26 protein-coding genes and 1 riboswitch are annotated in these 24540 nt (G+C 38.0%); of the genes, 9 read left to right on the top strand and 17 right to left on the bottom strand.

Features of this window, described 5'->3' with window-relative positions; translation table 11 throughout:
* Positions 1–159: 159 nt before the first annotated feature.
* Positions 160–912, top strand: a complete 753-nt coding sequence (locus NST66_RS00195; protein ID WP_033580720.1) for a lipase family protein — start codon at positions 160–162, stop codon at positions 910–912.
* A gap of 26 nt (positions 913–938) precedes the next feature.
* Here the strand turns inward: NST66_RS00195 and NST66_RS00190 are convergent, their stop codons facing one another.
* Complete coding sequence (locus NST66_RS00190; RefSeq protein WP_033580719.1) at positions 939–1427, bottom strand: DinB family protein; 489 nt, start codon at positions 1425–1427, stop codon at positions 939–941.
* A 346-nt stretch (positions 1428–1773) separates the two neighbouring features.
* Here NST66_RS00190 and NST66_RS00185 point away from each other — a divergent pair, with 346 nt between their 5' ends.
* Positions 1774–1929, top strand: a complete 156-nt coding sequence (locus NST66_RS00185; protein WP_014461889.1) for a hypothetical protein — start codon at positions 1774–1776, stop codon at positions 1927–1929.
* 157 nt (positions 1930–2086) lie between these two features.
* On the opposite strand, the gene NST66_RS00180 is transcribed toward NST66_RS00185, so the two are convergent.
* Both NST66_RS00180 and NST66_RS00175 read right to left on the bottom strand, forming a co-directional pair.
* A protein-coding gene (locus NST66_RS00180) for an IS3 family transposase (protein WP_310878861.1) occupies positions 2087–3237 on the bottom strand; the annotation gives its coding sequence in 2 pieces (ribosomal slippage) (positions 2087–2967 and positions 2967–3237; 1152 coding nt in all).
* A 114-nt stretch (positions 3238–3351) separates the two neighbouring features.
* The gene (locus tag NST66_RS00175; protein WP_013055087.1) at positions 3352–3876 is read right to left on the bottom strand and encodes a type 1 glutamine amidotransferase domain-containing protein; all 525 of its coding nucleotides are present in this window, start codon (positions 3874–3876) and stop codon (positions 3352–3354) included.
* A 305-nt stretch (positions 3877–4181) separates the two neighbouring features.
* Between NST66_RS00175 and NST66_RS00170 the strand changes: the two genes are divergently transcribed.
* The gene (locus tag NST66_RS00170; RefSeq protein WP_033580717.1) at positions 4182–4604 is read left to right on the top strand and encodes a DoxX family protein; all 423 of its coding nucleotides are present in this window, start codon (positions 4182–4184) and stop codon (positions 4602–4604) included.
* A gap of 67 nt (positions 4605–4671) precedes the next feature.
* On the opposite strand, the gene NST66_RS00165 is transcribed toward NST66_RS00170, so the two are convergent.
* From NST66_RS00165 to NST66_RS00135, 7 genes are all read right to left on the bottom strand, one after another.
* On the bottom strand, positions 4672–5835 hold the full coding sequence (locus NST66_RS00165; RefSeq protein WP_155008638.1) for a M20 family metallopeptidase: 1164 nt from the start codon (positions 5833–5835) through the stop codon (positions 4672–4674).
* Between the two features lie 231 nt (positions 5836–6066).
* On the bottom strand, positions 6067–6864 hold the full coding sequence (locus tag NST66_RS00160; RefSeq protein ID WP_047751749.1) for a HoxN/HupN/NixA family nickel/cobalt transporter: 798 nt from the start codon (positions 6862–6864) through the stop codon (positions 6067–6069).
* Positions 6865–6997: 133 nt separating this feature from the next.
* Positions 6998–7180: riboswitch (cobalamin riboswitch) on the bottom strand.
* Positions 7181–7285: 105 nt separating this feature from the next.
* On the bottom strand, positions 7286–7705 hold the full coding sequence (locus tag NST66_RS00155) for an organic hydroperoxide resistance protein (RefSeq protein WP_014461895.1): 420 nt from the start codon (positions 7703–7705) through the stop codon (positions 7286–7288).
* Positions 7706–7856: 151 nt separating this feature from the next.
* The gene (locus NST66_RS00150) at positions 7857–8450 is read right to left on the bottom strand and encodes an undecaprenyl-diphosphatase (RefSeq protein ID WP_033580715.1); all 594 of its coding nucleotides are present in this window, start codon (positions 8448–8450) and stop codon (positions 7857–7859) included.
* Positions 8451–8596: 146 nt separating this feature from the next.
* A complete protein-coding gene (locus tag NST66_RS00145; protein ID WP_340843017.1) occupies positions 8597–9529 on the bottom strand; it encodes an ABC transporter ATP-binding protein in 933 nt (310 codons plus the stop codon).
* Position 9530: 1 nt separating this feature from the next.
* Positions 9531–10223 carry an ABC transporter permease gene (locus NST66_RS00140; RefSeq protein WP_255287249.1) on the bottom strand — a complete coding sequence of 231 codons (693 nt, stop codon included), beginning with the start codon at positions 10221–10223 and terminating at the stop codon, positions 9531–9533.
* Between the two features lie 27 nt (positions 10224–10250).
* Entirely contained in the window at positions 10251–11465 is a 1215-nt protein-coding gene (locus NST66_RS00135) for a DUF418 domain-containing protein (RefSeq protein WP_340843016.1), read from the bottom strand.
* A gap of 170 nt (positions 11466–11635) precedes the next feature.
* Here NST66_RS00135 and NST66_RS00130 point away from each other — a divergent pair, with 170 nt between their 5' ends.
* The 6 genes from NST66_RS00130 to NST66_RS00105 all read left to right on the top strand — a co-directional run bounded on the left by NST66_RS00130 (position 11636) and on the right by NST66_RS00105 (position 17556).
* Positions 11636–12361 carry a response regulator transcription factor gene (locus NST66_RS00130; RefSeq protein WP_033580711.1) on the top strand — a complete coding sequence of 242 codons (726 nt, stop codon included), beginning with the start codon at positions 11636–11638 and terminating at the stop codon, positions 12359–12361.
* Entirely contained in the window at positions 12358–14112 is a 1755-nt protein-coding gene (locus NST66_RS00125) for a sensor histidine kinase (RefSeq protein ID WP_182029387.1), read from the top strand. The genes NST66_RS00130 and NST66_RS00125 overlap by 4 nt, the downstream gene beginning before the upstream one ends.
* Before the next feature lie 80 nt (positions 14113–14192).
* Positions 14193–14885: a response regulator transcription factor gene (locus tag NST66_RS00120; protein WP_155008615.1), complete on the top strand. Its 693-nt coding sequence runs from the start codon at positions 14193–14195 to the stop codon at positions 14883–14885.
* 3 nt (positions 14886–14888) lie between these two features.
* Complete coding sequence (locus NST66_RS00115; protein WP_154990684.1) at positions 14889–16235, top strand: HAMP domain-containing sensor histidine kinase; 1347 nt, start codon at positions 14889–14891, stop codon at positions 16233–16235.
* Between the two features lie 72 nt (positions 16236–16307).
* Positions 16308–16883, top strand: a complete 576-nt coding sequence (locus NST66_RS00110) for a PepSY domain-containing protein (RefSeq protein WP_033580707.1) — start codon at positions 16308–16310, stop codon at positions 16881–16883.
* A 133-nt stretch (positions 16884–17016) separates the two neighbouring features.
* On the top strand, positions 17017–17556 hold the full coding sequence (locus NST66_RS00105) for a PepSY domain-containing protein (RefSeq protein WP_154990685.1): 540 nt from the start codon (positions 17017–17019) through the stop codon (positions 17554–17556).
* A 35-nt stretch (positions 17557–17591) separates the two neighbouring features.
* On the opposite strand, the gene NST66_RS00100 is transcribed toward NST66_RS00105, so the two are convergent.
* From NST66_RS00100 to NST66_RS00070, 7 genes are all read right to left on the bottom strand, one after another.
* Positions 17592–18869, bottom strand: coding sequence for a DUF445 domain-containing protein (locus NST66_RS00100; protein ID WP_154992328.1), 1278 nt, complete (start codon positions 18867–18869; stop codon positions 17592–17594).
* A gap of 127 nt (positions 18870–18996) precedes the next feature.
* On the bottom strand, positions 18997–20352 hold the full coding sequence (locus NST66_RS00095) for an amino acid permease (protein WP_033580704.1): 1356 nt from the start codon (positions 20350–20352) through the stop codon (positions 18997–18999).
* 226 nt (positions 20353–20578) lie between these two features.
* On the bottom strand, positions 20579–21229 hold the full coding sequence (locus NST66_RS00090) for an amino acid ABC transporter permease (protein ID WP_340843015.1): 651 nt from the start codon (positions 21227–21229) through the stop codon (positions 20579–20581).
* A 14-nt stretch (positions 21230–21243) separates the two neighbouring features.
* Positions 21244–21882 (bottom strand): amino acid ABC transporter permease, encoded by a 639-nt coding sequence (locus tag NST66_RS00085; protein WP_013055074.1) that lies wholly within the window; start codon positions 21880–21882, stop codon positions 21244–21246.
* Positions 21883–21956: 74 nt separating this feature from the next.
* The gene (locus NST66_RS00080; RefSeq protein WP_028412504.1) at positions 21957–22772 is read right to left on the bottom strand and encodes a transporter substrate-binding domain-containing protein; all 816 of its coding nucleotides are present in this window, start codon (positions 22770–22772) and stop codon (positions 21957–21959) included.
* A gap of 21 nt (positions 22773–22793) precedes the next feature.
* On the bottom strand, positions 22794–23522 hold the full coding sequence (locus NST66_RS00075) for an amino acid ABC transporter ATP-binding protein (RefSeq protein WP_028410185.1): 729 nt from the start codon (positions 23520–23522) through the stop codon (positions 22794–22796).
* Between the two features lie 476 nt (positions 23523–23998).
* Entirely contained in the window at positions 23999–24520 is a 522-nt protein-coding gene (locus NST66_RS00070; RefSeq protein WP_340843014.1) for a M15 family metallopeptidase, read from the bottom strand.
* Between the last annotated feature and the right edge of the window lie 20 nt (positions 24521–24540).

Genomic DNA, 24540 nt, shown 5'->3' with positions numbered 1-24540 from the left:
TTAAAATACACAAAAAAAGTTATAAACCCCTCAAAAACATCCAATAAGAAATCGTTTACATTCCATAATTATTGCTCTCAAAAAAGAGATATCTGCACCTTTCTTCTCAAGAACACATAGGCTATAGGAGTTATTTTCTATTAGAAGGTGTGAAAAACAATGATGAGAATCGAGCCTTTATTTTATCGTTCTTTAGCTCTAGACCTTCTTTATGCGTGCGTCTTAGCTTATAAGCAATACGCACAGGGAGGCACATTTGATGTACCTGAAGGCTACCGGCTTATTAAATCGTTTAAAGCTTCTGCCGTAGGGGTGCAAGAATGGTTTGGTTTTATTTTAGAATCTGATGAAGCCATTGTGATTGCCTTTCGAGGAACTCAATCTGAGGCAGACTGGATTGCTGATGCTCGCATTCGGCAGCGCCCTTATCCATACAATCAACAAGCGGGTCTCGTCCACGAAGGTTTTTTAGCTGTTTACGAATCATGCCGTGATGAAATTTTTGAAACATATAAATCCCTTCCCACCAAGCCCATTTATATAACGGGTCATAGCCTAGGTGGCGCACTCGCTGCTCTTCATGCCTTGGATGTCGCCACAAACGCATCTTTTCCGGAAGTTACAATGTACAACTACGGAGCTCCTCGAGTAGGGGATCCTCAATTCGTTCAAACATACACAAATCTTGTTTCAAATAGCCGCTGTTTTGTTAACACGACGGATACGGTTCCTAAAATCCCTCCGAAGCGACTCTATTCCCCTTCCACCAAGCAAACAATTTATTACGATCAAGACCCTCTGCAACTCTCATTTACCATCCAAACAGGCTCTACCGTAGGGAACCATAATCCCCAAACATACAGTGTTGGGATATGGATGATGTCGGATTATCCTATTTTGGTCCAAAAATAAAAAAACAGGCGGAATGCCTGTTTTTTTTATGCGCCAATTGCTGTTTTGATTTCTTCTATTTGTTCTTGATGACGCTTTTCATGATAGCCAATAAAATCAATCCATTGCTTTAAATCCATTAACCCAAACACAGGATGTGGAAACGATTTTTGCTTTAGGTTTTCTTCACTGGCTGTTTCTTCTAACTCTACTAAAGCCGCTCTTGATTCCGCCAGCTTACTCTTCATTTCTTCTAATGTCTGCTTTTCATTAGAAGGCGTAACTTGAGCCGGTGCATCTACTTTTCGAGAACGGTCTACCGCTAAATGAAACGGCTTATCTTCGGTTGGCTGATCTACACCGTTTTCTAACTGATCCTTTACACGTGAAACAATCATGCGCTCCATCAAATATAAATGTTCTAATACTTGCATAACGCTCCATGTATTAGATGCTGGCTGCTGATTTAATTGTTCATATGTTAATGATTCTACACTGTTCAATACATCATTTCGAAACTGTTCATTTTTGTTCATTGTTCATCCTCCTCTAGGATTCCTCTAGCTTATCGTATCAAAAAACTCTTCTATATAAAAAGGATAACCCTTTACTTAACCATGTTTTAGCTGCAATTGTTTCACGTGAAAAAAATCTTTTTTCTATTTGACATAGATCAACTGAAGTGTTATATTTAGATTTCTGGCTTTCCTTTAAGAGCTGGACATAGTGAAAGTAACTTGAAAGGATGTATCGTACAATGCAAGGTAAAAATACTGGCATTCGACACATGTCTTTGAACAAAACTTATTCACACTGGATCGGCTTCGGAGCCGTAAGGATGCAAGAGAGGTAGGGCTTGCGTCGTTTAGGTTAATCGATCATGTGGAAAAACAAACCGCGGCAATGGATGAAATCCATGCAAGCACAATCAATGCTAATTGTGCCCTAACAACAACGAAACATACAAAAACCGTAATCATGGATTTTATAAAGAAAGTAATCATTTTGTTTTTACACTTGCAAAAAGCAAGTTACTGATAAGAAACACGAACAAAAGCGAGCAGATGCATCTGCTCGCTTTTTTAATGATGATTTTTTATTTACTTTATCATTTCTTTTTTTAGGGAATCTTATAAAAAAGCCAAAACCAATATGGGACTGACCCCTGTTTTTGAGACAGGGATCAAAACACCTTTTAAACGACCAGTTGCCGATATTGTACCGGTGACTGGTTGTTTAGTTTTGTTTGAATACGGGCATTGTTATAATAAGTAATATAGTTTTTGACGGTTTGCTCTACGATGGTGGTCGTAGTATATGTCAACTCGTCAAGGTAGAACGTTTCAGACTTTAGCGAGGAATGAAACGATTCGATAGAGGCATTATCTGCGGGAGTCCCTTTGCGGGACATACTCATGGTAATGCCTCTTTCTTTGATTTTTTGTTGATAAGCATACGATGTGTACACGGAACCTTGATCGCTATGCAGCGTGCATCCTTCAGGCAAAGAAGGAAGTTGACTTAACGTATCTAAAACAAACGCTACGTTTTGACAATCACCAATGGAATACGCAATGATTTCTCCGTTAAATAAATCCTGAATACTTGAAAGATACAACTGTTTGGGTCCAAAAGGCAAGTAGGTAATATCCGTCACTAGTTTTTGAAGAGGACGATCAGCTCGAAATTCACGATTTAATACATTCTCTGCAACCTGATAAGGTTGCCCTGTTCGCTGACGTTTCTTCCGTTTTACGCGACATTGCCAACCATACTTCTGCATGGCACGCTGCACAAACTTATGATTAATCTTCATCGTTCGATTGAGTAATGCTGTAATCTTTCGATAGCCATATCGAAACTTGTGTTTATGACATTGTTCACCAACTTGTTGTTCCATCCATTTCTTTAATGTATCCCGTTTTGTATGTTGCTTCCAACGATAGTAAGTGGATCGAGGGATATTAAGATGTAAACAGATTTGATAAATAGGCACCTGACCTTTTAGCTCTTCCACTGTGTTTACTACAATTTCTGGTACCACTTCCTTTCCAATTCCTTGTACTTTTTTAAGATCTCAATCTGTTGCTTTAACTGCCGGTTCTCTGCCTCTAACTTAGACGTCTCGCTTTTAAATTCAGGACCTTTTCCATATGAATACTGCTTGCCTACAGGCTGTCCAAATCGATGCATTTCTCCATTTTTATACCATGTCATCCACGTTTTCAATTGGGTATGATTACGAATATTCAGCTGTGACAATACTTCTTTTACAGGTATACCAGCTAATCTCATTTCAATCGCTTTTAATTTTATTTCTACCGGATAACTGACTCTTGTCCCCATAGAAAAAACACCTCCAAGTTATTGTTAGGTACTACATACCCGTTTTTTAACTTAAAGGTGTTTTTTATTTGTCTCACTCTAGGGGGTCAGTCCCATATGGTTTCGGCTTTTTTCTTATTGCTCTGCTAGTACATCAGCAAATGCTTTTGCATAAGGAGGAAGATCTGGCGGACGGCGGCTTGAAATGATGTGTCCGTCGATTACGACTGCTTCATCATGCCAAATAGCTCCCGCATTTTCCATATCATCTTTGATTCCTGGCGTACTTGTTACGTTTCGGCCATCTAAGATTTTTGCAGAGATTAATACCCATCCTGCATGGCAGATTTGGCCGATTGGCTTTTGCTGTTCATCCATATGACGAACCATTTCAATTACTTCAGGGTAGCGGCGCAGTTTATCCGGCGCCCAGCCTCCAGGTACTAAAATAGCGTCATATTCAGCTGGATCAACATCTTTAAATGCGTAGTCCGATACGGCTGGAACACCGTATTTCCCCATGTACGTTTCGTTTGCTTTTTCTCCAACTAAATGTACTTCTGCTCCTTCTTCGCGAAGACGCATCACTGGATACCATAGTTCTAGATCTTCAAAGTCTGCACTAACAAGCGCAATAACTCTTTTATTTTCTAAGCGCATCGTAACACCTCCGCCATCAGTATAGCATGTTGGAGAATAAGATTGAAAATAAGGAACTAAATTGTACATAATTAAAGGATTTTTCAAGTGCCCTTCAGAAATTTTTCGTATGCCAAATGGTCTAATTTTATATTTTCACTTGACTGGGGACAAACACCACACTACAATGTGTAGTGTAGTGTTCATAATGTTGTAAAATTATCCAAATAAGAAAGACTTTCTGATTTAATTGCTACATTTCTTTTTTCGGGCTTTCACACTACATAATGTAGTGTTTTTCAAATACACTTAAAGGAGGAAGTAAAGTGAATAAAAACGTCGAAATTGGTTCACTTATTATTCGTTTAGTATTAGGTTTTACATTTTTAGTACACGGCTTTCAAAAATGGCAAGGCGGGATTGAAAATACAGTAGGGTTCTTCGATAGCTTAGGAATCCCTGGTTTCATGGCATATATTGTGGCAACAATTGAACTTGTAGGTGGGGTTCTGATTATCCTTGGTCTAGCAACAAGAGTCGTAGCTGCTTTATTTGTGGCAGTTATGCTTGGCGCTATTTTTACAGCCAAGCTTAAAAGCGGATTCGTTGGCGGGTTTGAGTTTGATATTGCCTTAATTGCCATGTCTGCTCACCTATTTCTTGCAGGAAGCCAGTTCCTTGCTCTTGATAAAGTGGTATTTAAAAAGAAAGAAACTGCTTTTTCTCTTCAAGAAGAAAGCAGTAAATAAAAAAGAAAGCTTATACTCTCCCAATATAAGCTTTCAGGTTAGTCCCGCCGTTTGAGGCGGGCTTTTTTTATATTTGAAGCAGCAAATTCGCAAATAAAGAAGACCGCTCGGACAACGTATCAATTTGAATATGTTCATATTCTGCATGTATTCCTTTTCCGCATGCTCCTAATCCATCCAATGTGGGAATGCCAATGGCCGCTGTAAAATTGCCATCACTTCCGCCTCCAACAGCTGCTTCTTCTAATTTCATACCCAGTTTGGCCGCAATTGACTGAGCGCATTCAAATAACTCTTCCGTTTGTTTAGACTTAACCATTGGAGGACGGTTCATGCCTCCTGTTACTTCAATCTTAATCCCTTTTAAAATGGGCGTTAAATTCAAAATAATATCCGTCATACGTTTTGCTTCTTCTTCTGTAGAAACACGTAAATCCACGTGCGCTTCTGCATATTCCGGCACTACATTTGTACCGCTGCCTCCGGTAAATGTCCCAACGTTCACCGTTGTACCTTTTTCATAATCGGTTAAGCTCTGCAGAAAAATCACTTGGCGCGCTAGCTCTTCAATAGCATTGATTCCTTCTTTGTGGTGATTACCAGCGTGGGCTGCTCGTCCCCACACCTTTACGGTGAAAATCCCCGCTCCTTTGCGCGACGTTTTTAACGCACCTGAACCCGCCACCGCAGGTTCTGCTACTAGCACTGCTTCACTTCTTTGTGCTTCTTCTTCTATATATTTTTTAGAGGAAATTGATCCAATCTCTTCATCTGAATTGCAGAAAAACACAATTTTTTTATCCATTTCTAAGCCGAGCTCTTGAATCGCTTTAATTGCCCATATTGATTGCACAATGCCGCCTTTCATATCTAAAATTCCCGGACCATAAAGCTTGTTTCCTTCTGTTCTTAGACTCAGCCTTCCCTTTTCCCATACCGTGTCAAAGTGACCGATAATTAAAAGCTGCTTCTCTCCTTCTCCAATCGTAAATTTCAAGTGGTTTCCTACTTCTTTTTCTTCTATGATTTCATACCCTACGCCTAAACGCTTCTGAAACAGCTGCGTTAAATACATTCCACACTGATCCACTAACTCTTTACTGTAGGACGGTGATTCTTTTTTCACAAATCCAACTAAATCTTCGAGCATCTCGTGTTCATGTTCTTTTAAATAACTAAATACGCTTTGTTCTACCATTACCTGACTCAAATCAATTCCTCCTCCAAACAACCCCTGCTGCTTGTGCATTCACTGCTTTTATTTATCGTACGTATGAGTATGTTCTACGTTTCACATAACGACCTTAAATTATCCTTAATTATAATGGTTTTCAGACAATTTTCCATCCTTAAAATACAGATAATACTTTAACTTATTCATAACCGACCGAAAATAGCCATAAACTTCAACAAATTTATACAAAAAAGCTTCAATCTTCAACAGATTAAAGCTTTCATTTTATTAATTGACATTTATTTTGATATTTTTCCCTTTTGACTTCACACTTACAAAAACAAACATAGACACTAAAAAAACAAACAAAATAACGCCAACCATTTCAAAGTTTACTTCGGCCCATGGATTAAAGAAAGTGAATGCTAAGTAGAAGGACACCCCGTATGCGAGGATAACAATAACCCAGCCCATCAAGCGGGAAGCAGATTGCCCAAACTTACTCGATTCATTCACCATTTTATGTACAATCAGTGAATCGATTGTATCTGTCAGCATCATACCAAACATAAATACTAGTCCTAATAAAAGCGGCGTATATTTGCCTGCGTTCCCTACAGCTAGAGACCACACGGCCGTTTGACTGACCGTTTCAGCCGCTAGGGCAAACAGCGCTCCTACAAGAATAATTAAAAAAGGATTCGTTGTTCCTTTTGCGATTTTCGGAATAAACTTCCCTTTTAACCCGCTCACCTGAAACTCTTCTTCTTTGTTTTTAGTTCGAAGCAAATGATATGTGTTTAATGTCCCAATCAGAAAGAGAGAGATGATAGATACCCAAGATGCAAAATGATCGAAATATGCTGGAAACGTAAAATTCTTCATCACTACGCCCAGCACCCCGGCCGTGACGGCCACCATTCCTCCATGACCGAGTGAAAACAGCGTTCCGACCCACGGGGCAAAACGGCTGCCCATTCGCCAATTATATCGGGTCTGGCCATCAATAAAAGCTAAGTGATCTGCATCTAATCCGTGCCTGATTCCTAATAAAAAGACAAGTAAAAAAACTGATAAACCTTCCATTTCCTACACTCCTTTTTTTAAAATAAAACGTAAAAAAGCCTCAATTCTATAGAAATTGAGGATGTGTCGGCATATGAAAATAAACAGTAATTGCTCACTGCGTACCTTGATACACCGCCTCTTTCCTAGAAGAGTCAAGTGTACAGAATAGGTAGGTCTCCTGGCTTGAGATCATCATTTTCTACCGCCTTCCCCGTTTTGAGTGACGATAAGATAGAAAACTCCCTGCTTACAGTGGCTGGACCGCTCGAGATTTGCACTCGATTCCCTGTTACCTCTTACGCTATGTAAGAGCACCTAAACTGTGCGAATGATTCATTTTCTTCCTCATTATACTAGTACCGCTTACAAATGAATAGAGAAAATTCAAATAAAAAATCCCTGCTAAGCTTTACATGCTTAGCAGGGATTTTTAAAGCAATTAAATTACTTCTACCGTTACGTCTACGTTACCGCTGATTGCTTTTGAATACGGGCAGTATGAGTGAGCTAGGTCTACATATTTTTTCGCTGTTTCTAAATCTAAGCCTTCGATATGAGCTTCAAGCGCTACAGCAATTTTTACTCCTTGATCAGCTTTATCTGGAAGCAGCTGAACCGTAGCTTTTACTTCACTGCTTTTAATTTCTACGTTATGTTTTTTCAACATAAATTCTAACGCGCTGTTGAAACAAGCACTGTATCCAGCTGCAAATAGCTGCTCTGGGTTTGTTGCTGTTGTTGCTTCTCCACCAAGCGCTGGAGGTGTTGCAACGTCTAAATTAAAGATATTATCTAAAGAATGAACTTCTCCTGTTCTTCCACCTGTGTTAACGACTGTCGTTTCATATAAAGCTTTCATGTATAAATCTCTCCTCTTTTTTAGTAATTTTATTAAAATTTTTTATTTATCGTTTCTGTAATTTAATTGTACACAATTTAATTTTAAAAAACAAGTGTTAAATACATTAAAAATTTTCCAATAAAAAAAGCCGCGTATATGCGACTTTTTCTTAATAATATTGAGACTGTTCGTCATAAGCTGATTTTCGAAAAATAGACAAGTTGGTAATAGCCCTCATCAGTTTCGTATTAAAAATAACATAATGAATAAACAGCGCCAGCACGCAGCCTAAAACGGCTCCTGTTAACACATCGAATGGATAGTGAACGCCAACCCATACGCGTGAAAATGCAATGAGTGCACCCATGACAACCCACATGCGCCCTGAACGTTTGAAATGCAGCCAAATGGTAAAAGTGATAACTAATGCAGATGTAGCATGATCGCTTGGAAATGAAGAATTCGCGGCGTGATCAATAAGCTGATTCACGTGGTGAGAGATAAACGGACGATCTCGATAAGCAAATAAACTAATCACTTTATTGATAATGACTCCTGTGGCACAAGCACATAAAGCTTGGAATGCTACAACACGGCTGCCGTTTTTATTAATAAGTAAAAACAAGCCGAGTAAAACAATAAGTACATACTGGGCATAATCTGCAAAGAATACCATTAGCGAATCTACAAACTTCACATGCGAGGCATACTGATTCACCGCATGGAAAATGGTATAGTCTACTGAATTAATAGCTGATAACATAATCGAAATCCTTTCTTATTTTTAAATGTCATTAGCTATCTTATTAGTTTCTTGCGAAAATGAACATATTTTTGTCAGAAGCTTCCTAACTGGTATTTATAAATAACGTATTCAGGATGAGTAGTAAGCCAACGGACTTTTGCCCATTAACTTACCTGTGAACGATCCACGATGTTTTTTTGCAAAAAGATTTCTTCTAAAGAAGGCTCTTCTACGTGAATTTGATAAATATCGATGCCACATTGAATCAGTTCGCGAATAATCAGAGGGATATTTCTCTCTTTTTGAAGCATCACTTTTGTGTACGTGTGATGGTATTCCACGTCCGGACTCACCGTACGGAAAAACTGTTGAATATATTCTTTATGACTGCTTGGGTAAGGATCATGTTTAATCATCACCGTTTTTTTCGCTTGGTATTGAAAACGCAGTTCTTCTATTGTCCCTTCTACTAAAATAACACCATTTTTCATAATCGCTACACGTGTACAAATCTTCTCAACTTCATTTAAATTATGAGACGTCATAAAAATTGTCTTACCCTGATTTTGAAGTTCTCTTATTAATTCATGAATGTGGAGAGCAGATTCAATATCTACTCCAGAAGTTGGTTCATCTAAAAAGATAAGATCTGGGTCTGTTACAATCGCTTGAGCAATTCCTAACTTCTTTTTCATTCCAAATGAAAACTTTCCAACTTTCTGGTGGTCATGTCCTTCTAATCCTACTTTCTTCAGTACATTACTACAGTGTTCTTTAGAAAAACGATGTCCGTTTATCTTTAAAAAATAGCGCAAATGATTGAGTGGCGTCATCTCATCATAAAAGGTAGCATAGTCAGGAAGCACACCTATTTTCTTCTGAAGCTCTAAATCAATATCACTCTGTCCCAGCAGCGTAAATTCTCCTGCTGAAGGGAATGAAACGCCGGTAAGCATATTAATAAATGTAGACTTCCCTGCTCCGTTTCTCCCTAAAAATCCGTAAATTTCTCCTTGTGGGACTTGCAAATTAATACTATTAACAATTGTTTTAGATCCATACTTTTTAGTTAATTTACTTGTTTCAATAGCATACATATTATACTTCTCTCCTTTTAAAACTCCAAAGTGCCGTACATAAACAGAGTGCTGCAAAAATAAGAAGAACCGTTAAATATCCTTTCTCCAACTTTAAATAGTAGTAGGGTGTCACATACTTAAACCATGCAATGTACGCTTTTGATGAAAATATGCTCCATCCACTCAGTACCGGTAGAACAAACGATAAAATAATTGATAAAAACATAGTATGAGTTGGACTTGGTATTAAAGCTGAAAGCATTAAAACAAATGAAATGATACAAACGGTGAATAGCAGGCACTCTAAAAATATATAAAAAGAAAAATGATGCGAAATAAACCCAATCAGTAGAAAAGAAATAGAGATACAAACAAGCCAGAAACAACAAATTCCTAAGAATTTTCCTAGTACAATACGCTCTCTTGATGTTTTGGTAACTAAAAACCTGGCTGTTCTTGTTTTAATTTCTTGATTAATAACATTGTGAGAAAGACTTGAAATAAACAAAGGTCCGAATCCGAGAAGCATCACCAAAATCCCTCCGTTGGCTCCATCTCGAATCTGTGCGCTCGTCAGTTGACCTCCAAGTTGACTAACTAGATGAGCTATTCCATAGGAAGCACCGCATACGATTAAAATAACGATAATTGATTTAACACTTTTAAATAAGCTTTGAAACTCTTTTATACTAATGGCCCACATTTTTAAAATCTCCTTTTTACATAAGTTTGACTGCTATCATCCAACAAAAGGATGATTTATTCCCTCCGGTAAAGCTTTTTTCTCTTTGGGCTTTCCGTTCCAAGAAAAATTTGTCCATATGCGCAGCAGCTTTTCCACCGGTCCAGTTTGAAATTTTTGCACGTACATATAACTTCCGATAAGCTGAATTCCGTAAATACCTATGCAGACAAAAATCCCTGCTATCATGCCGAGCTTTCCGAAATAACCTAATCCATAACCGTAAAAAATCGTCGTGCATATAACCGTTTGCATTAAATAATTACTAAGCGATATCCTGCCTACGCTTTCAAAAGCCTTCATCAAAAATGACCTCTCGCATTTCGTATATACCCAAGCAAAGCCTGCAATATAACCAAGAGATAGGAGACTCCCACCTAACATATGTGTAGAACCAGCCCAATTAGCATCTTGCCATACGTACATAGTTCCTTTTAACAATAAGCTAAGCGGAATCAACACGGCCGCCCAACGGCCATACTGTTTTGGATTAGCTGAAACGTCGTAAAACCACTTTTTCTTCCCTGCGTACATGCCAAACAAAAATAAAGCACCCATTATAAATGGTGTAAACAAGAAGGCAAAAGCAAATTTATATCCTGCTATATTCATCGGATCAACGTTGTTGCGGTGGTCTTTAATTTGTTCATAAGTTCCACTTCCATACACATGAATCGTATCTTTTACGTATGTGGTAAGCGTTTGTTTATCACTAAGAAGATACATATTATCGTTTAATGAACCGTAACCAGCTGCTCCCGTAAGAACTAGTAAAATCGATGCCCATACCAACAGCGTTTTAGCTTTACGGTTTAAAAAGAAAAGTAATAAAAATATCCCCATCATTCCGTAAAACGTAAGAATATCTCCTTCCCATAAAAGTACTCCATGCAGTAGGCCAAACCCTAGAAGCAGAAGAAAGCGGCGAAAGAAATGCCTTTTTACTCCTAACTGCCTTCTTTCTAAACTTTCTTTCATCTTCACCATTGAATAACCGAATAAAAAAGTAAAGATTGGCATAAAACTTTCTTCTACCGCGACTTTTAAAAAGACATAGGCTGCTGAATCACTTGGTGATAGGGAGAAAAGATGAATCATATCCTTTCCGTAAATACCATATTGAAAAATCAGCATATTCGCTAGTAAAATACCAAACAAGCTAAATCCTCTCATACTATCAATTACTTTAACCCGCCTAACATCATTACTCATCCTTTTAACTCCTTTACTATGTGTCTGTATATTTAGTATATGAAATGAAGTTTTCAAGAAAATAAACGGGAGATTATCTTTTCTTTAACATTTTCCAATTTTGTTAATCTTTTCGTAATGTTCTTATGCTAAAATCGAATACGTATGAAATGAAACAGAGGTGATTTATATTGGAAGATGCATCTATATTGCTAGTTGATGATGAAATTGCTATTGTCAAAATGTTGGAGACAGTATTAAAAAAAGAAGGCTTCAACCAAATCTATAAAGCTCACACCGCTCAAGAAGCGCTAGATGTTTTACATAATAAAACGATTGATATTATTTTGTTGGACGTCATGCTTCCCGATAAAAGCGGATTTGATATTTGTCCTAAAATTCGTGAGCTCTCAAACGCTTATATCCTGTTCATAACAGCCAAAGTATCTGACTTGGATGTGTTAACAGGTTTCGCGATGGGCGGAGACGACTACGTAACCAAGCCATTTAATCCTTTAGAGATTGCGGCACGAATTAAAGCACGACTGCGCAGAAAACAAACGCTGATCGAAAGAAGTCCTGTAAAAATGGAATTACAGCCTTCAAATCGCTATGAGTTTGATCGTTTTATCGTAGATGAATCCGCTGGAGAGCTCATTGTAGATGGTCAAACGATTGCTTGCCCCGCACAAGTATTTTTGCTGCTACTTCATTTTTGTAAAAACATGAACGTGGTTCTTTCTAAATCACAGCTGCTTGAAGCCGTTTGGGGATATAATCAGTTCGTAGACGATAATACGGTAACCGTTCATATTCGAAGAATTAGAGAAAGAATCGAAGATAACCCTAGCAATCCAAAACATTTAGTTACGGTACGAGGACTTGGATATAAATTAGTGAACGGCAAAGCACTATGAAATCAATTAAAAGAAGGTTGACCTTTCATTTTTCGTTTCAGTTTATCGCAGCTATTGCGTGTGTTTGCTGCGTTCTTTTTTGCGCTTTAATATTTCTAGGCTATTACCTTACAAAGCAAGATATCAAAAGAGACTTGCCCTCTGGATCACTTAGCGTATTAACTACGGACACAACAGTTAAAAATGGGAAAGCGAACGTTTCAGACAATTTAGCGAAACAGCTTAAACAGGAAGGGTTATGGTACCAAGTACTGAACAAACAAGGAAAAGTAATTGGAGAAGTTAACTCCCCAAAAGACTTACCTAAGCACTACGGTCTTTCAGAGTTATTAGAAATGGATAAAACCAAAAAATTTAAAGGCTATAATGTCGTAACAGAACTTGATACCTTTTTGACTACACCTACTTATTATATTTTGGGCTATAAAAGTGATTTAAAAGACCAGCTATATGCTTTGTATGCTAAATATAATAAACAAAGTGTGCCTCCCAAAAGCGATATCCCTCTTATCAAAAAGGCGTTAAAAGAAAAAGATGCTTCGCTTCAAATTTTAAATGAGAAAGGTGATATCTTAGCTTCAATTAGAATGCCTAAAGAAAAAACACGTTACGATCCTTTAGAAATTATTTCCCGAAAAATTGAACAAGATAAATATGATTCAACAGCTACTGTATTCCATGATCCAAAGAAGAAAATTTCTTGGGTTTTTTACACTCCTAATAATTACCACAGTATAACCGATGAATCTATTATTCGAAAAGCTTGGATGATCTCCATCATCGTGGCGGTTTCTGTTCTTATAGCCACTATCACTTTCTCCATCTGGAACGCTTTTCGCTACGGTGGCCCCTTACTTCTCTTCACCAGCTGGCTCGGGCGCATGGGAAGCGGAAACTATTCAGAAGTGCTAACAGAAAAAGAGCGGAAGCGCGTCTTTCGGAAGAATGGAAAAGTACGTTTTCAATATCGTTTGTATTCAGAAGTAATCACAGCTTTTTATGAGATGGCGGAGCAGCTTAGCTTAGCTGAAAAAGAACGAAAGCAGCTAGAAACCACTCGTGAAGAATGGATGACTGGAATATCACATGATTTGCGAACCCCCCTTTCGACGATTCAAGGATATGGCCATATGCTTGAAAGCGGCTATTACAATTGGAACGAAGAAGAGCTAAAAGAAATTGGCCAAACGCTGCGTGACAAAAGTGAATATATGGTGGGGCTTGTAGAAGATTTTTCACTGGCCTTTAAGCTTAAAAATAATGTGGTTGCCTTAGAAACAAAAAAAGTGGATGTTCATCAATTGCTTCAGCATATTGTTTTAAAATTCGTTAACGATCGAACTATTAAAAATGTTCAATTCTCTTATGTACCCGTTCACCTTCAACCTTTTATTCAAGCTGACCCGCGCTGGTTTGAACGAATGGTTGATAACCTAATTTTTAATGCTATTAAACATAATCCGGAGAACACCACTATTACAATTTTGACCGTTCTAAAAAGTGACAACGTCTTGATTACAATTCAAGATGATGGAATTGGAATGGATGAAGAAACGCAGAAAAATTTATTTGACCGCTATTACCGCGGCACAAATACAACCGAAAAAACAGAAGGTGCTGGACTTGGCATGAGTATCGCAAAGGCCATTTGCGAACTTCATAAAGGGCATATTGAAGTGAAATCCACTCCTAACCAAGGCACTGCCATTACCTTGCATATTCCTCTTTCAACCAATCAGCAGCCGGGCTAACCTCCAGCTGCTTTTATACACCTCAATCCTCTCCATGCTATAATGTACGCAACTATACATAGACACAAGGGGGAATTTTTTTGAGTAAAGGCAGAATTTTAATTGTAGAAGATGAGCGCAAAATTGCTCGTTTAATTCAGCTCGAGCTTGAACATGAAGGCTATGAAACCGGCATGGCTTATACGGGCACAGAAGGATTGGCAGAGTTTCAAGAACACGATTGGGATTTGCTGCTTTTAGATGTGATGCTTCCTGAACTGAGCGGACTTGAAGTACTTCGTCGCATTCGAGCAAACAATGATCAGACGCCCGTTATCTTATTAACCGCTCGAGACGCCCTTCCTGATAAGGTAAGCGGACTAGATTTAGGAGCGAACGATTACATTACAAAGCCCTTTCAAATTGAGGAGCTTTTTGCACGTATCCGCGTATGGCTTCGCCATCCTGCATCAGCATCTCCTGCTGAAAAAGAAGCAGATACTCTGCAGCTAGGAACTTTAGTTGTTAATGAAAAAACGCGAGAAGTCACGCGTGAAAATGAAGCTATTGAGCTGACTCCTAAAGAATATGATTTGCTTGTCTATATGCTTCAAAACAACAATCAAGTGCTGAGCTTTGAACAGCTTCTTACAAACGTATGGGGATTCGATTACTACGGAGACACCAATATTGTATACGTATACATTCGTTATTTGCGCAAAAAGATTGATGCACCATTTTCAATACCTTATATTCAAACAGTGCGCGGCGTTGGCTATATGCTTAAGGAGTAGCTTATGAAACTGCAAACAAAGATTATCCTTACATCAACTGCCCTGCTTTTTATTCTCTTAGTAATTGCAAACAGTTCGATTTACTTCATTTTCAAAAAAACCATGGAAGACAATGCAATTGAACGTTTACAAGCAGAAACAAGCAACGTAACAAATGGGCTAAAGCAAACAAGTTCGACGGTTAAACAAGCCAATTTGCTTCGTGCCTATTTGCCTCCTAACGGAATGATTCGTATTTTGCCTAAATCAGGGAGTCCTTTAGTTGTATCGGTTACTGATCAAACGAAAGAGCTTCAGGACTTATCCTATTCTTATTATTCAAATGAACAAACAACCATCAAAGAAGACGACGGCCACCTATACGCAATTTCGCATACTCCGGTCATTTGGACGAACGGTGAAGTCGTTTCTTTAGAAGTCACGGAACAACTCGAAGACGTGGAACAATCTTTACAGACGTTAAAATTCATCTTGCTTATTGCCTCTCTTGTTATATTAATTCCGACCATATTTGCCGGACGGCTTTTAAGTAAAATCATTTTGCGGCCTATCAAATCTCTTATTCATACTATGGAAGAAATTCAAGTGTCTCGCACATTCAAAAAAATCGCTCTCTCTTCCTCTTCTAAAGATGAGTTAGATCAAATGGCCAACACCTTCAATAATATGATGGATTTATTAGAGGAAAACTATAAAAAGCAAGAGCAGTTCGTATCCGATGCTTCTCATGAATTAAAAACACCACTTACCGTGGTAGAAAGCTATGCCAATATGCTAAAACGCTGGGGGATGAAGCGTCCAGATATTTTAGAAGAAGCCATCGAAGCCATTCACTCTGAGTCTTTACGCATGAAACAGCTTACGTCTCAAATGCTGGTGCTTGCGAAAGATGAGTCGCAGTGGGAGCTTCACATGGACCACGTAGATGCGGCGGCCGTCTGTAACCAAACAATCAAGCATCTAGAACAAGCTTTTGAACGAACCATTTATTTAAGCGTAAAAACTGATCATCCAATTGTAACAGCCGATGAAAAGCGCTTAAAGCAGCTGCTGTACATCCTCTTAGATAATGCCATTAAATATAGTGAAAAAGCGGTAGAGGTAACCATAACAAGAAGCGAAAGCTTTATGATTACGGTCACAGATCAAGGAATTGGTATTCCAAAAGAAGATTTATCAAACGTGTATGAACGCTTTTTCCGCGTAGATAAAGCAAGAAATCGAGAAACCGGTGGTTCAGGGCTTGGGTTATCCATTGCTCGAAAGATTGTAGAAGCCCATAGCGGACGTATTGAGATTAGCAGCGATGAAGGCAAAGGGACATCCGTAACGGTTTGCTTTCCTCTTTGATTTCTCACCGTTTCTTAGAGATTTTTAAGAATTGCCTGCTATACTATTTTTCATAATACTGGAGGTGAATGTATGAAGAAAACGGTGCTTTTTATACTTATCTTTCTTGCTGTTGGTTCAGCTTGCTTTTATGGAATAGCAAAAGCAATGAATCGATCTGATACCATTTTATCCGAGTCTGAAATCAGCCGTATGATTCAGCAGAAATATGGCGGCACGATTGAAAATGCAAGTTTTTCTCAAAAAGATGATGAACCGATTTATCGAATCACTTTGCTTAAAGGTGATATTCCATACCACATCACAGTAAATGGAGAAAATGGAGAAGTCCAGTCATTAATCAAACAAAAAGTAGAGAAACAAACGTCTACTCAAACTAAAAATGATACAGAAAAAGAACAAAAAAAGAGCGAGCAGCCACCCGTTTCTCCTACATCCGACGAGCCTCTCATTTCAATGGAACAAGCAAGAGATATTGCTTTACAAAAAGTAAAAGGAACGTTTTCCTCAGTTGAAATAGAAGAGGAAGAAGGCCAAACCTTCTACGAAGTCGAAATTGATCAGTCTAAAACAAGAGAAGCTAAAGTAATGATAAACGCTTACTCTGGGCATGTAGATTCCATCACCTATGAAAATGACGACGACTAAAAGTACAGCGGAAAGCTGTGCTTTTTTTATACACCTTTATTTATTTCTAAGAAAATTTTAAACTTCTTCTTCTTTTCCTTTAAAGTTCATCGGCTAAGATAGTCTTAACAACAAATCAAGGAGGCCGTAACATATGAAAGTTATTACAACCGTTTTAGCCAGTGCAGTATTAGTCGGTGGATTAGGTGCAAGTGCATATGCCATGACGGATCAGTCTAAAAGCAATGACAAGAAGCAAACCACAACGATTGAAGAAGCCAAGGCAAAAGACATTGCTCTTCAAAAAACAGACGGCGGTGACATTACAAATATCCAATTAGCCGTAGATGACGGCGTTAAACAATATGAAGTAGATATCACAAAAGGTAATAAAGAATACGATGTAGATATTGACAGCAGAAGCGGTAAAATCATTGAATTTGATGAAGACCAAAAAGACGATGATGATGAGAAAGAAGAAAATCTCCAAAACATTTCCCCTGCTGTTTCATTAGATCAAGCGATCAAAACAGCTTTAAAAAGTGCTAAAGGAACCGTGAATGAAACGGATTTAGACCAAGAAAACAGCCGTTTAGTATATGAAATTGAAATTGACACAGCCGATAAACGTGAAGCAACTGTTTCAGTAGATGCCAAAAACGGTGACGTAATCAGTGTAGAAATAGATGATTAATAGAAAAAGCACGCTCCAAAAGGGGCGTGCTTTTTTTATACCGCTAATTTAATAACCGTTAACACAATACCAATCAAGAATCCACATAGAGCTCCGTTCACTCGAATCCACTGCAAATCTTTTCCGACATTGTTTTCCATCATATCCACAAGCGTTTCATCATCTAATTTATCTAAGTTTTCTTGAACAAGCTGCCCAATTTTTGAATGATTCTCGTCTACAAAACTCATGATTTGCTTTTGAATAGCCGTATCAATTGCTTCTTGACGCTGTGCATCCACTTCAAGAGCATTCAGCCAGCTCTCTACGTAAGGAACGGCGTAGCTTTTCATAAATTCAGGGCTTTCAATAAATGCCGTCACTTTCGCTTTCATTTTATCGACGATTTCTGTTAATTTATTCGTTACATTTAATTCATTAATCGTTTTTTGTTTCCATGCTTCTAATTTCTCAAGAAGTTCTTCATTGTGCTCCAAGCCTTGCAGCTCTTTTCTAATTCCATTTACCAAAGCAAGGCGATATTCATCATCTTCATTACGAAGACGACCTGTAATAGAAAGCAGTAGATTTTGCAAAATAGACCCTAGCTTCTCTTCGTTAATCATGCTTTGAAATGATTTGAGAGCAAATTGTAAAATACCGTCAAGCTCAATATTATCAAGCGCATTTTTAGCAATACTTCCGAGCTGATACTGGGTTTCTTCTTTTTTAATCCAGCCCTCTCCCTTATTTAAAAGAACATCAAGTGCTTTTTCATCATACTGATTTCTAACCACTTCTCCAACAATCGAATGCACGATAGGCTTTAACTCTATTGCTGAAAGCGATGACTTGAGCTCTTTTTCAATAATAGGAACTACTTTCTCTGTATCCACACGATTAATCGCATCAACAAGCAGTGCTGTTCCTTTTTGTTGAATCGTTTCCGAATGAACACCTTTTCGAACAATCGGAAGCAAACGCTTTGTAAACGCAATTCTTTTCACTTTTTCTTGAATACTTTCTTTTGACAGCCAGTCGTTTTCAAGCGTTGAGACTAACCCTCTTGTAATACGCTGCCTGTTTTTAGGAAGCAGCGCAGTGTGTGGAATAGGAATGCCTAAAGGGTGACGAAAAAGAGCCGTAACTGCAAACCAATCCGCTAAGCCCCCGACTAATCCAGCTTCGAACCCACCTTGAAGCAACCGACCCCAAATTGAATCACCAAAAGGCATGGTGGCAACGAAGCCCACTCCCATAATGGCCAAAGAAATCGTGGCCAAGTGCTTTGATTTCTTTTTTGGGTTTGTTGTAAATACATTATTTGATTCCATTGTAGTCCTCATCCTTTATTTATTTAACTAAACATTTCATCTAGAAATATGTAACGTGATACAGAAATTTTCGCAAAAAAAGAAAGACAAGCTTTTACCCTCGTCTTTCTAGTATATTGCCTTTTTGCTATACTTCAAACTTTTTTTCTTTTCGACTTTTATTAATAAATGAAAAAATGAGGAGTACGACCAGGATAACCGCACATACGCTTGATCCAATCACATTGTTTTTGTTAAACATAAACGATACAAAAATAACAAGCAGTGCTGCTGTTGCAAAGAGCGTTGTATAAGGAAACCACTTTAAGGCAAAAAACGGCTTTTCTTTATACCCTTTACGCAGCTTTAATTGAGCTAAACAAATGCTCACCCAAATGAGAATGATCGTGAAACCTGGAATAGTCATTAAATAACTAATTACATTATCCGGCGTCTTATAGGCTAAAAACAAACCTATTAAAATACAAGCAGCCGTAATCATCAAACCGTTAATCGGAATGCCATTTTTTGAAACTTTCAAGAAGCGCTTTGATGCTTCTCCGCTTTGAGCCATAGCATAGAGCGTACGCGAAGTTGCATACATCCCTGAATTGGCTGCTGATAAAACGGCCGTCAATAAAACGAAGTTCATAATGTGAGCCGCACCTGGCAGACCGGTAATACTAAACACTTGCACAAAGGGACTGTCTTGCCCCGATACAGAATTCCAGGGCATAAGGCCGCAAATAATTAAAATAGGCAAAATATAAAAGCCAATCACTCGCCATACTGTGCCTTTAATTACTTTCGGTAACACGTTTTTTACATCTTTTGTTTCCGTTACGGCCACACCAATTAGTTCAGCTCCCCCGTAAGAGAACATCACAATTAAAAAGGCACTCAGCACACCGCTCATGCCGTGAGGGAAAAAGCCTCCATGAGCCGTATAATTTGCCCAAGGGTTTTGCACATCACTTGGAATTACACCGAATAAAATGAAAGCTCCCAAAATGATAAAAGCAGTAAGAGCAATTACTTTAATACCGGCAAACCAAAACTCAATTTCTCCGTAATACTTCACTTGAAATAAATTCATCCCGACAATCAGCACTGCACAGAGAAAGCTTAAGAGCCAAAGAGGTACAGAAGGGAACCAAAACTTCAAAAAGCTTCCTCCCGCAAGCAGTTCAACAACCGTCACAACAATCCAGTTCACCCAGTACAGCCACCCTACAATAAAAGAGGTTTGCGTACCGAATGCCTTATGCACTAAATTTTGTACGTTCATATTCGGATAGACAATTGCCATCTCCGCTAGTGCTGTCATTACAATAAATAAGATAAGGCCGCCAAATAAATACGCAAGTACAACACTTGGTCCTGCAATACCTAGCGTGTCAGCGCTACCTTTAAAAATGCCTGTCCCAATCATGCCGGCAAGTGCAATGAGCTGCACATGACGAGGCAACAGACCTTTTTTTAAATTTTGATCTTGTTTTCCCATAATGCCCGTCCCTTCTGTTCATTTTACGTGTTAGTTTAACCAAATCACTTCTTGCACAAAAACCCCTACCGGATATTCAGTAGGGGTTGGACCAACACTGTTTTTTTTCTTCTATATAATGAATGAAAATAATCTCATTTAATCACTGTTACTTTAGTCATTTTATGCGTTGCAACAATGCATTGTCAATGTTATTTATTTTCCAAAAATAAAGTCAAAAGAGTATCTACACCCTTTTGACTTCTAGTCTTCGTGCAATGACTGATAAAGCATAGTTTACAATAAAATACATCATCGCAATGATCAAAAACATCGGCACCACGTAACTTTGTTTCTGTCCATAAATGATTTGAGCATTATGCAGCAAATCAGGAAGCGCGATGACCACTGCAAGCGACGTATCTTTTAATAATGAAATAAATTGACTAACTAAAGGAGGTACCATTCGTCGCAAAGCTTGTGGCAATACAATAAAACGAAGCGTTTGGTAATAGTTTAAACCTGATGAACGTGCCGCTTCAATTTGTCCTTTTTCAATTGATTTTAATCCGCTTCGGATAATTTCTGAAATCATAGCAGATTCAAATACAGTGAGGGCCACAATCGCTGCTGACGTAATTTCCATATCAATTCCGATTTCAGGTAAAGCAAAGTATGTAAAAAAGATGATTAAAAGAAGCGGCAAATTCCGGATAATTTCTACGACAAAAGCGAGTACATGAGACAGAACTGGAATGTGGGCATACCTTAAAATACCTACTATACTTCCAATAATAAAACTTAACACAATCGAAATGAATGCCACTTTTAAAGTGACCCAAAATCCTTCCATTAAGAAGGAAAGGTGATCAGGAGAATAAGCACCCATAAAATCCATCACTTTCACTCCTTTCAGCTTGTTTTACCAAGACGTTTCTCAAGATAACCAACTCCTAAACTCAACGGAATGGTTAGAACTAAATAAAACAGAGCCACAAAAATATACACATCAAACACTACATAAGTTTGAGAGGAAACAAGATCTGCCTGATACATTAAATCAAAACCAGCAACAATCCCTAGCACGGATGAGTTTTTCACTAAATTAATAAATTGATTCCCAAGAGGAGGAATGACAATTTTAATGGCTTGAGGCAATATAATGAATCGCATCGCCTGACCGTACGTAAGGCCGGATGAACGCGCCGCTTCAAGCTGCCCTTTTGGAACTGCCATAATTCCCGCTCGTATAGCTTCGGCGATAAAAGCTGCCGTATAAATAGTTAATCCCAGCACTCCGGCTGCTGTACCGCTGATTCCTGCCACAATAAAAATAAAAAAGACGATAACCACAAGTGGAATATTTCGAATAAACTCTACGTAGACAGTGCCAATTACATTTACTATTTTGAGAGGGGCTATTCGCATTACCGCAATGATTGTACCAAGTACAAAACTGGCCACTAAAGCAATCAGACTGGCGATAATGGTGTACTTAAAACCTTCTAAATAAAGATCCATATTGTTCGTCAGAATTGAAAAATCCAGCAATTTTCTTCCTCCTTTCAACTAAACAAGCAGGATGAGCATAATGCTGCTCATCCTGAGAAAAGAAAACTGTACGCTTATTGTTTGATCCACTTGTCGTGAATTTCATCATATTTTCCAGAGTCTTTCATTTTTTTAAGCGCATCGTTTAATGCATCTACAAGCTCTTTGTTTCCTTTTTTCACAGCAATGCCATAAGGCTCTTCTGTGAACGGCTTTCCTACTAATTCATAAGAAGGATCTTCATCAGCCATTCCATAAAGAATAGCATCATCAGTTGTTAAAGCATCTCCTTGCTTAGATTTTAAAGCGGTAAATGCTTCTGCATAGTTTTCAAACTCTAATACCGTTGTCTCCGGTGCTTTTTCGCGAATATTAATAGCTGAAGTTGATCCTTTAACAGCCAACACTTTAGTACCTTTCTTCAAATCATCAACGCTTTTAATTTTACTGCCTTTTTTCACAAGAAGAGACTGGCCAGCTTGAAAATACACATCCGTAAAATCCACTTCTTTTTTACGCTCATCTGTGATGGTCATTGTTGCAACAACAGCGTCAATATCTCCTTTTTGAAGAAGAGGAACCCTTGTTTTGGACGTAACTTCTTTAAATTCTACCTTGTTTTCATCTCCTAAAATCTCTTTAGCCAGCTGCTTAGAAATATCAACATCAAAACCTTCTACTTCACCCGTCTTTGGATTCTTTAAGCCAAATAAGCGCGTATCATTTTTAACTCCAATGATAATTTTCCCTCTGTCTTTAATTTCAGTGAGCGCATCTTTTTTAGCTGATGATCCACTCGTTTCTTCACTTTTTCCTCCACAAGCCGCTAACATCATAGCCGCTGCTAATGAAAGCACAGCTGCCTTTAAAAACGTTTTTGATTTCTTCATATTACTCCCCCTATTAAACAATTAATGATTTAAAATACGGCTAAGAAATAAACGTGCCCTTTCTTCTTGCGGGTTTTCATAAAACTCAGCCGGAGTTGCCTCTTCTAAGATTTTTCCTTGATCCATAAATACAATGCGGTCTGCTACTTCTTTAGCAAACCCCATTTCATGAGTTACAACTACCATCGTCATTCCTTCTTTAGCCAATGTTTTCATGACATCCAGCACTTCTCCAATCATTTCTGGATCAAGAGCAGAGGTAGGCTCATCAAAAAGCATAATCTCTGGTTTCATTGCAAGTCCCCTCGCAATGGCTACACGCTGCTGCTGGCCACCTGAAAGCTGGGATGGGTAGGCGTTGGCTTTTTCACCGATTCCTACTTTATCCAAATAGTATAGAGCTGTTTTCTTAGCTTCTTCTGACGACTGTCCCAGTACTTTCATAGGCGCTAAGGTGATATTTTCTAAAACCGTTTTGTGCGGATATAAATAAAAATGCTGAAAAACCATACCTATATTGCGGCGCAGTTTGTTAATATTTGTTTTTTTATCTGCAACCAATATATTATTTACCGTCAATTGTCCGTTAGATATTGTTTCTAAATAATTTATGCATCGCAGCATCGTGCTTTTACCCGAACCCGAAGGTCCAATTACGACGACAACTTCACCTTTTTTAATCGTTAAATTGATATCTTTTAATACGTGAAAATCACCGTAATATTTGTTCACTCCGTCAAAAACAATCATTTTCCTCCTCCTAATCTACGAACAATGATAAATATTTAAATTTTTAAAATATTTAAAATATGTTAAAAATTATATTCTTACCCTTAAAGCAAAGTCAACAGTTGACAAATTATCTCTTTTTTGTAATCAAAATGAACTATCTTCAAATAAAATATGCTAGAAAAATAAAAGGTTTTGTTGGCATTTGCCGATATGTAAGCATACGTTCGCTAGGCTGAAGGTACTTGTATAAGCTTAATCAATAGATTATATTAGTTAACGCATATCTTTATACGAATTGTCTTTCATTTTTCTAGGGCAGTTCTCTCTAATCAGCCCTTTTTCTAATTATCCGTCTATCACTTTATTATATTAATATATATAATTCTCTTAGCAGTAAATTAATAAAAAAAGTAAATACAAGCTTCCATTCATGTTAGAGGTTCTGACATAAATATAGTGAAATTATATTATTTCTCTAAAAAACACACGCTTTATTAGCGTGTGTGGCCTTTTATATTTTCCGGACTCATTTGAAAATGCGGATAGTCTTTAAAACCTTGCCAATCTCCTCCCCATTCAAACCCTAAACTTTTTGCGATATCTACAACCTCCATCCAATCAGACCGATTATTGTTATTACCGTCATATTTCATGTCCCAAATAACTTCTCCGTCTTTTAACCCAATAGCAAAATCAATAGCTAGTCCATAGTTATGATAAGACTGGCCGCCCTTTGAATAGGTAACAATGTTGCCTTCTTCCGTCCTGCCTTTTGCATAAAGCTTATCTTGTTCTTCTTTTGAACGGAAACCTTCCGTAATGACAATCGAGATTCCTTGGTCGTTTGCTTGTTGAACAAGTTTATTTTTCTTTTCTTCTACGACAGGATGCAACTCAGCTGCTCCTGAAAAATCTTTTAACGTTGGACATGGCTTTAACTCATCGCGAAACAAAAATAACAGGCTTACCGCTATCACAACTATCAAAGCTATTGCCAATTTTTTAAGAACGTTCATCTATATAAAGTCTCCATTCT

Origin of the sequence: Priestia sp. FSL W8-0524, from assembly GCF_038005965.1 — a bacterium.
GTDB classification, from domain to species: domain Bacteria; phylum Bacillota; class Bacilli; order Bacillales; family Bacillaceae_H; genus Priestia; species Priestia zanthoxyli.
Note: the sequence above shows the minus strand (reverse complement) of the source record. Positions and strands in the feature narration are given on the sequence as shown.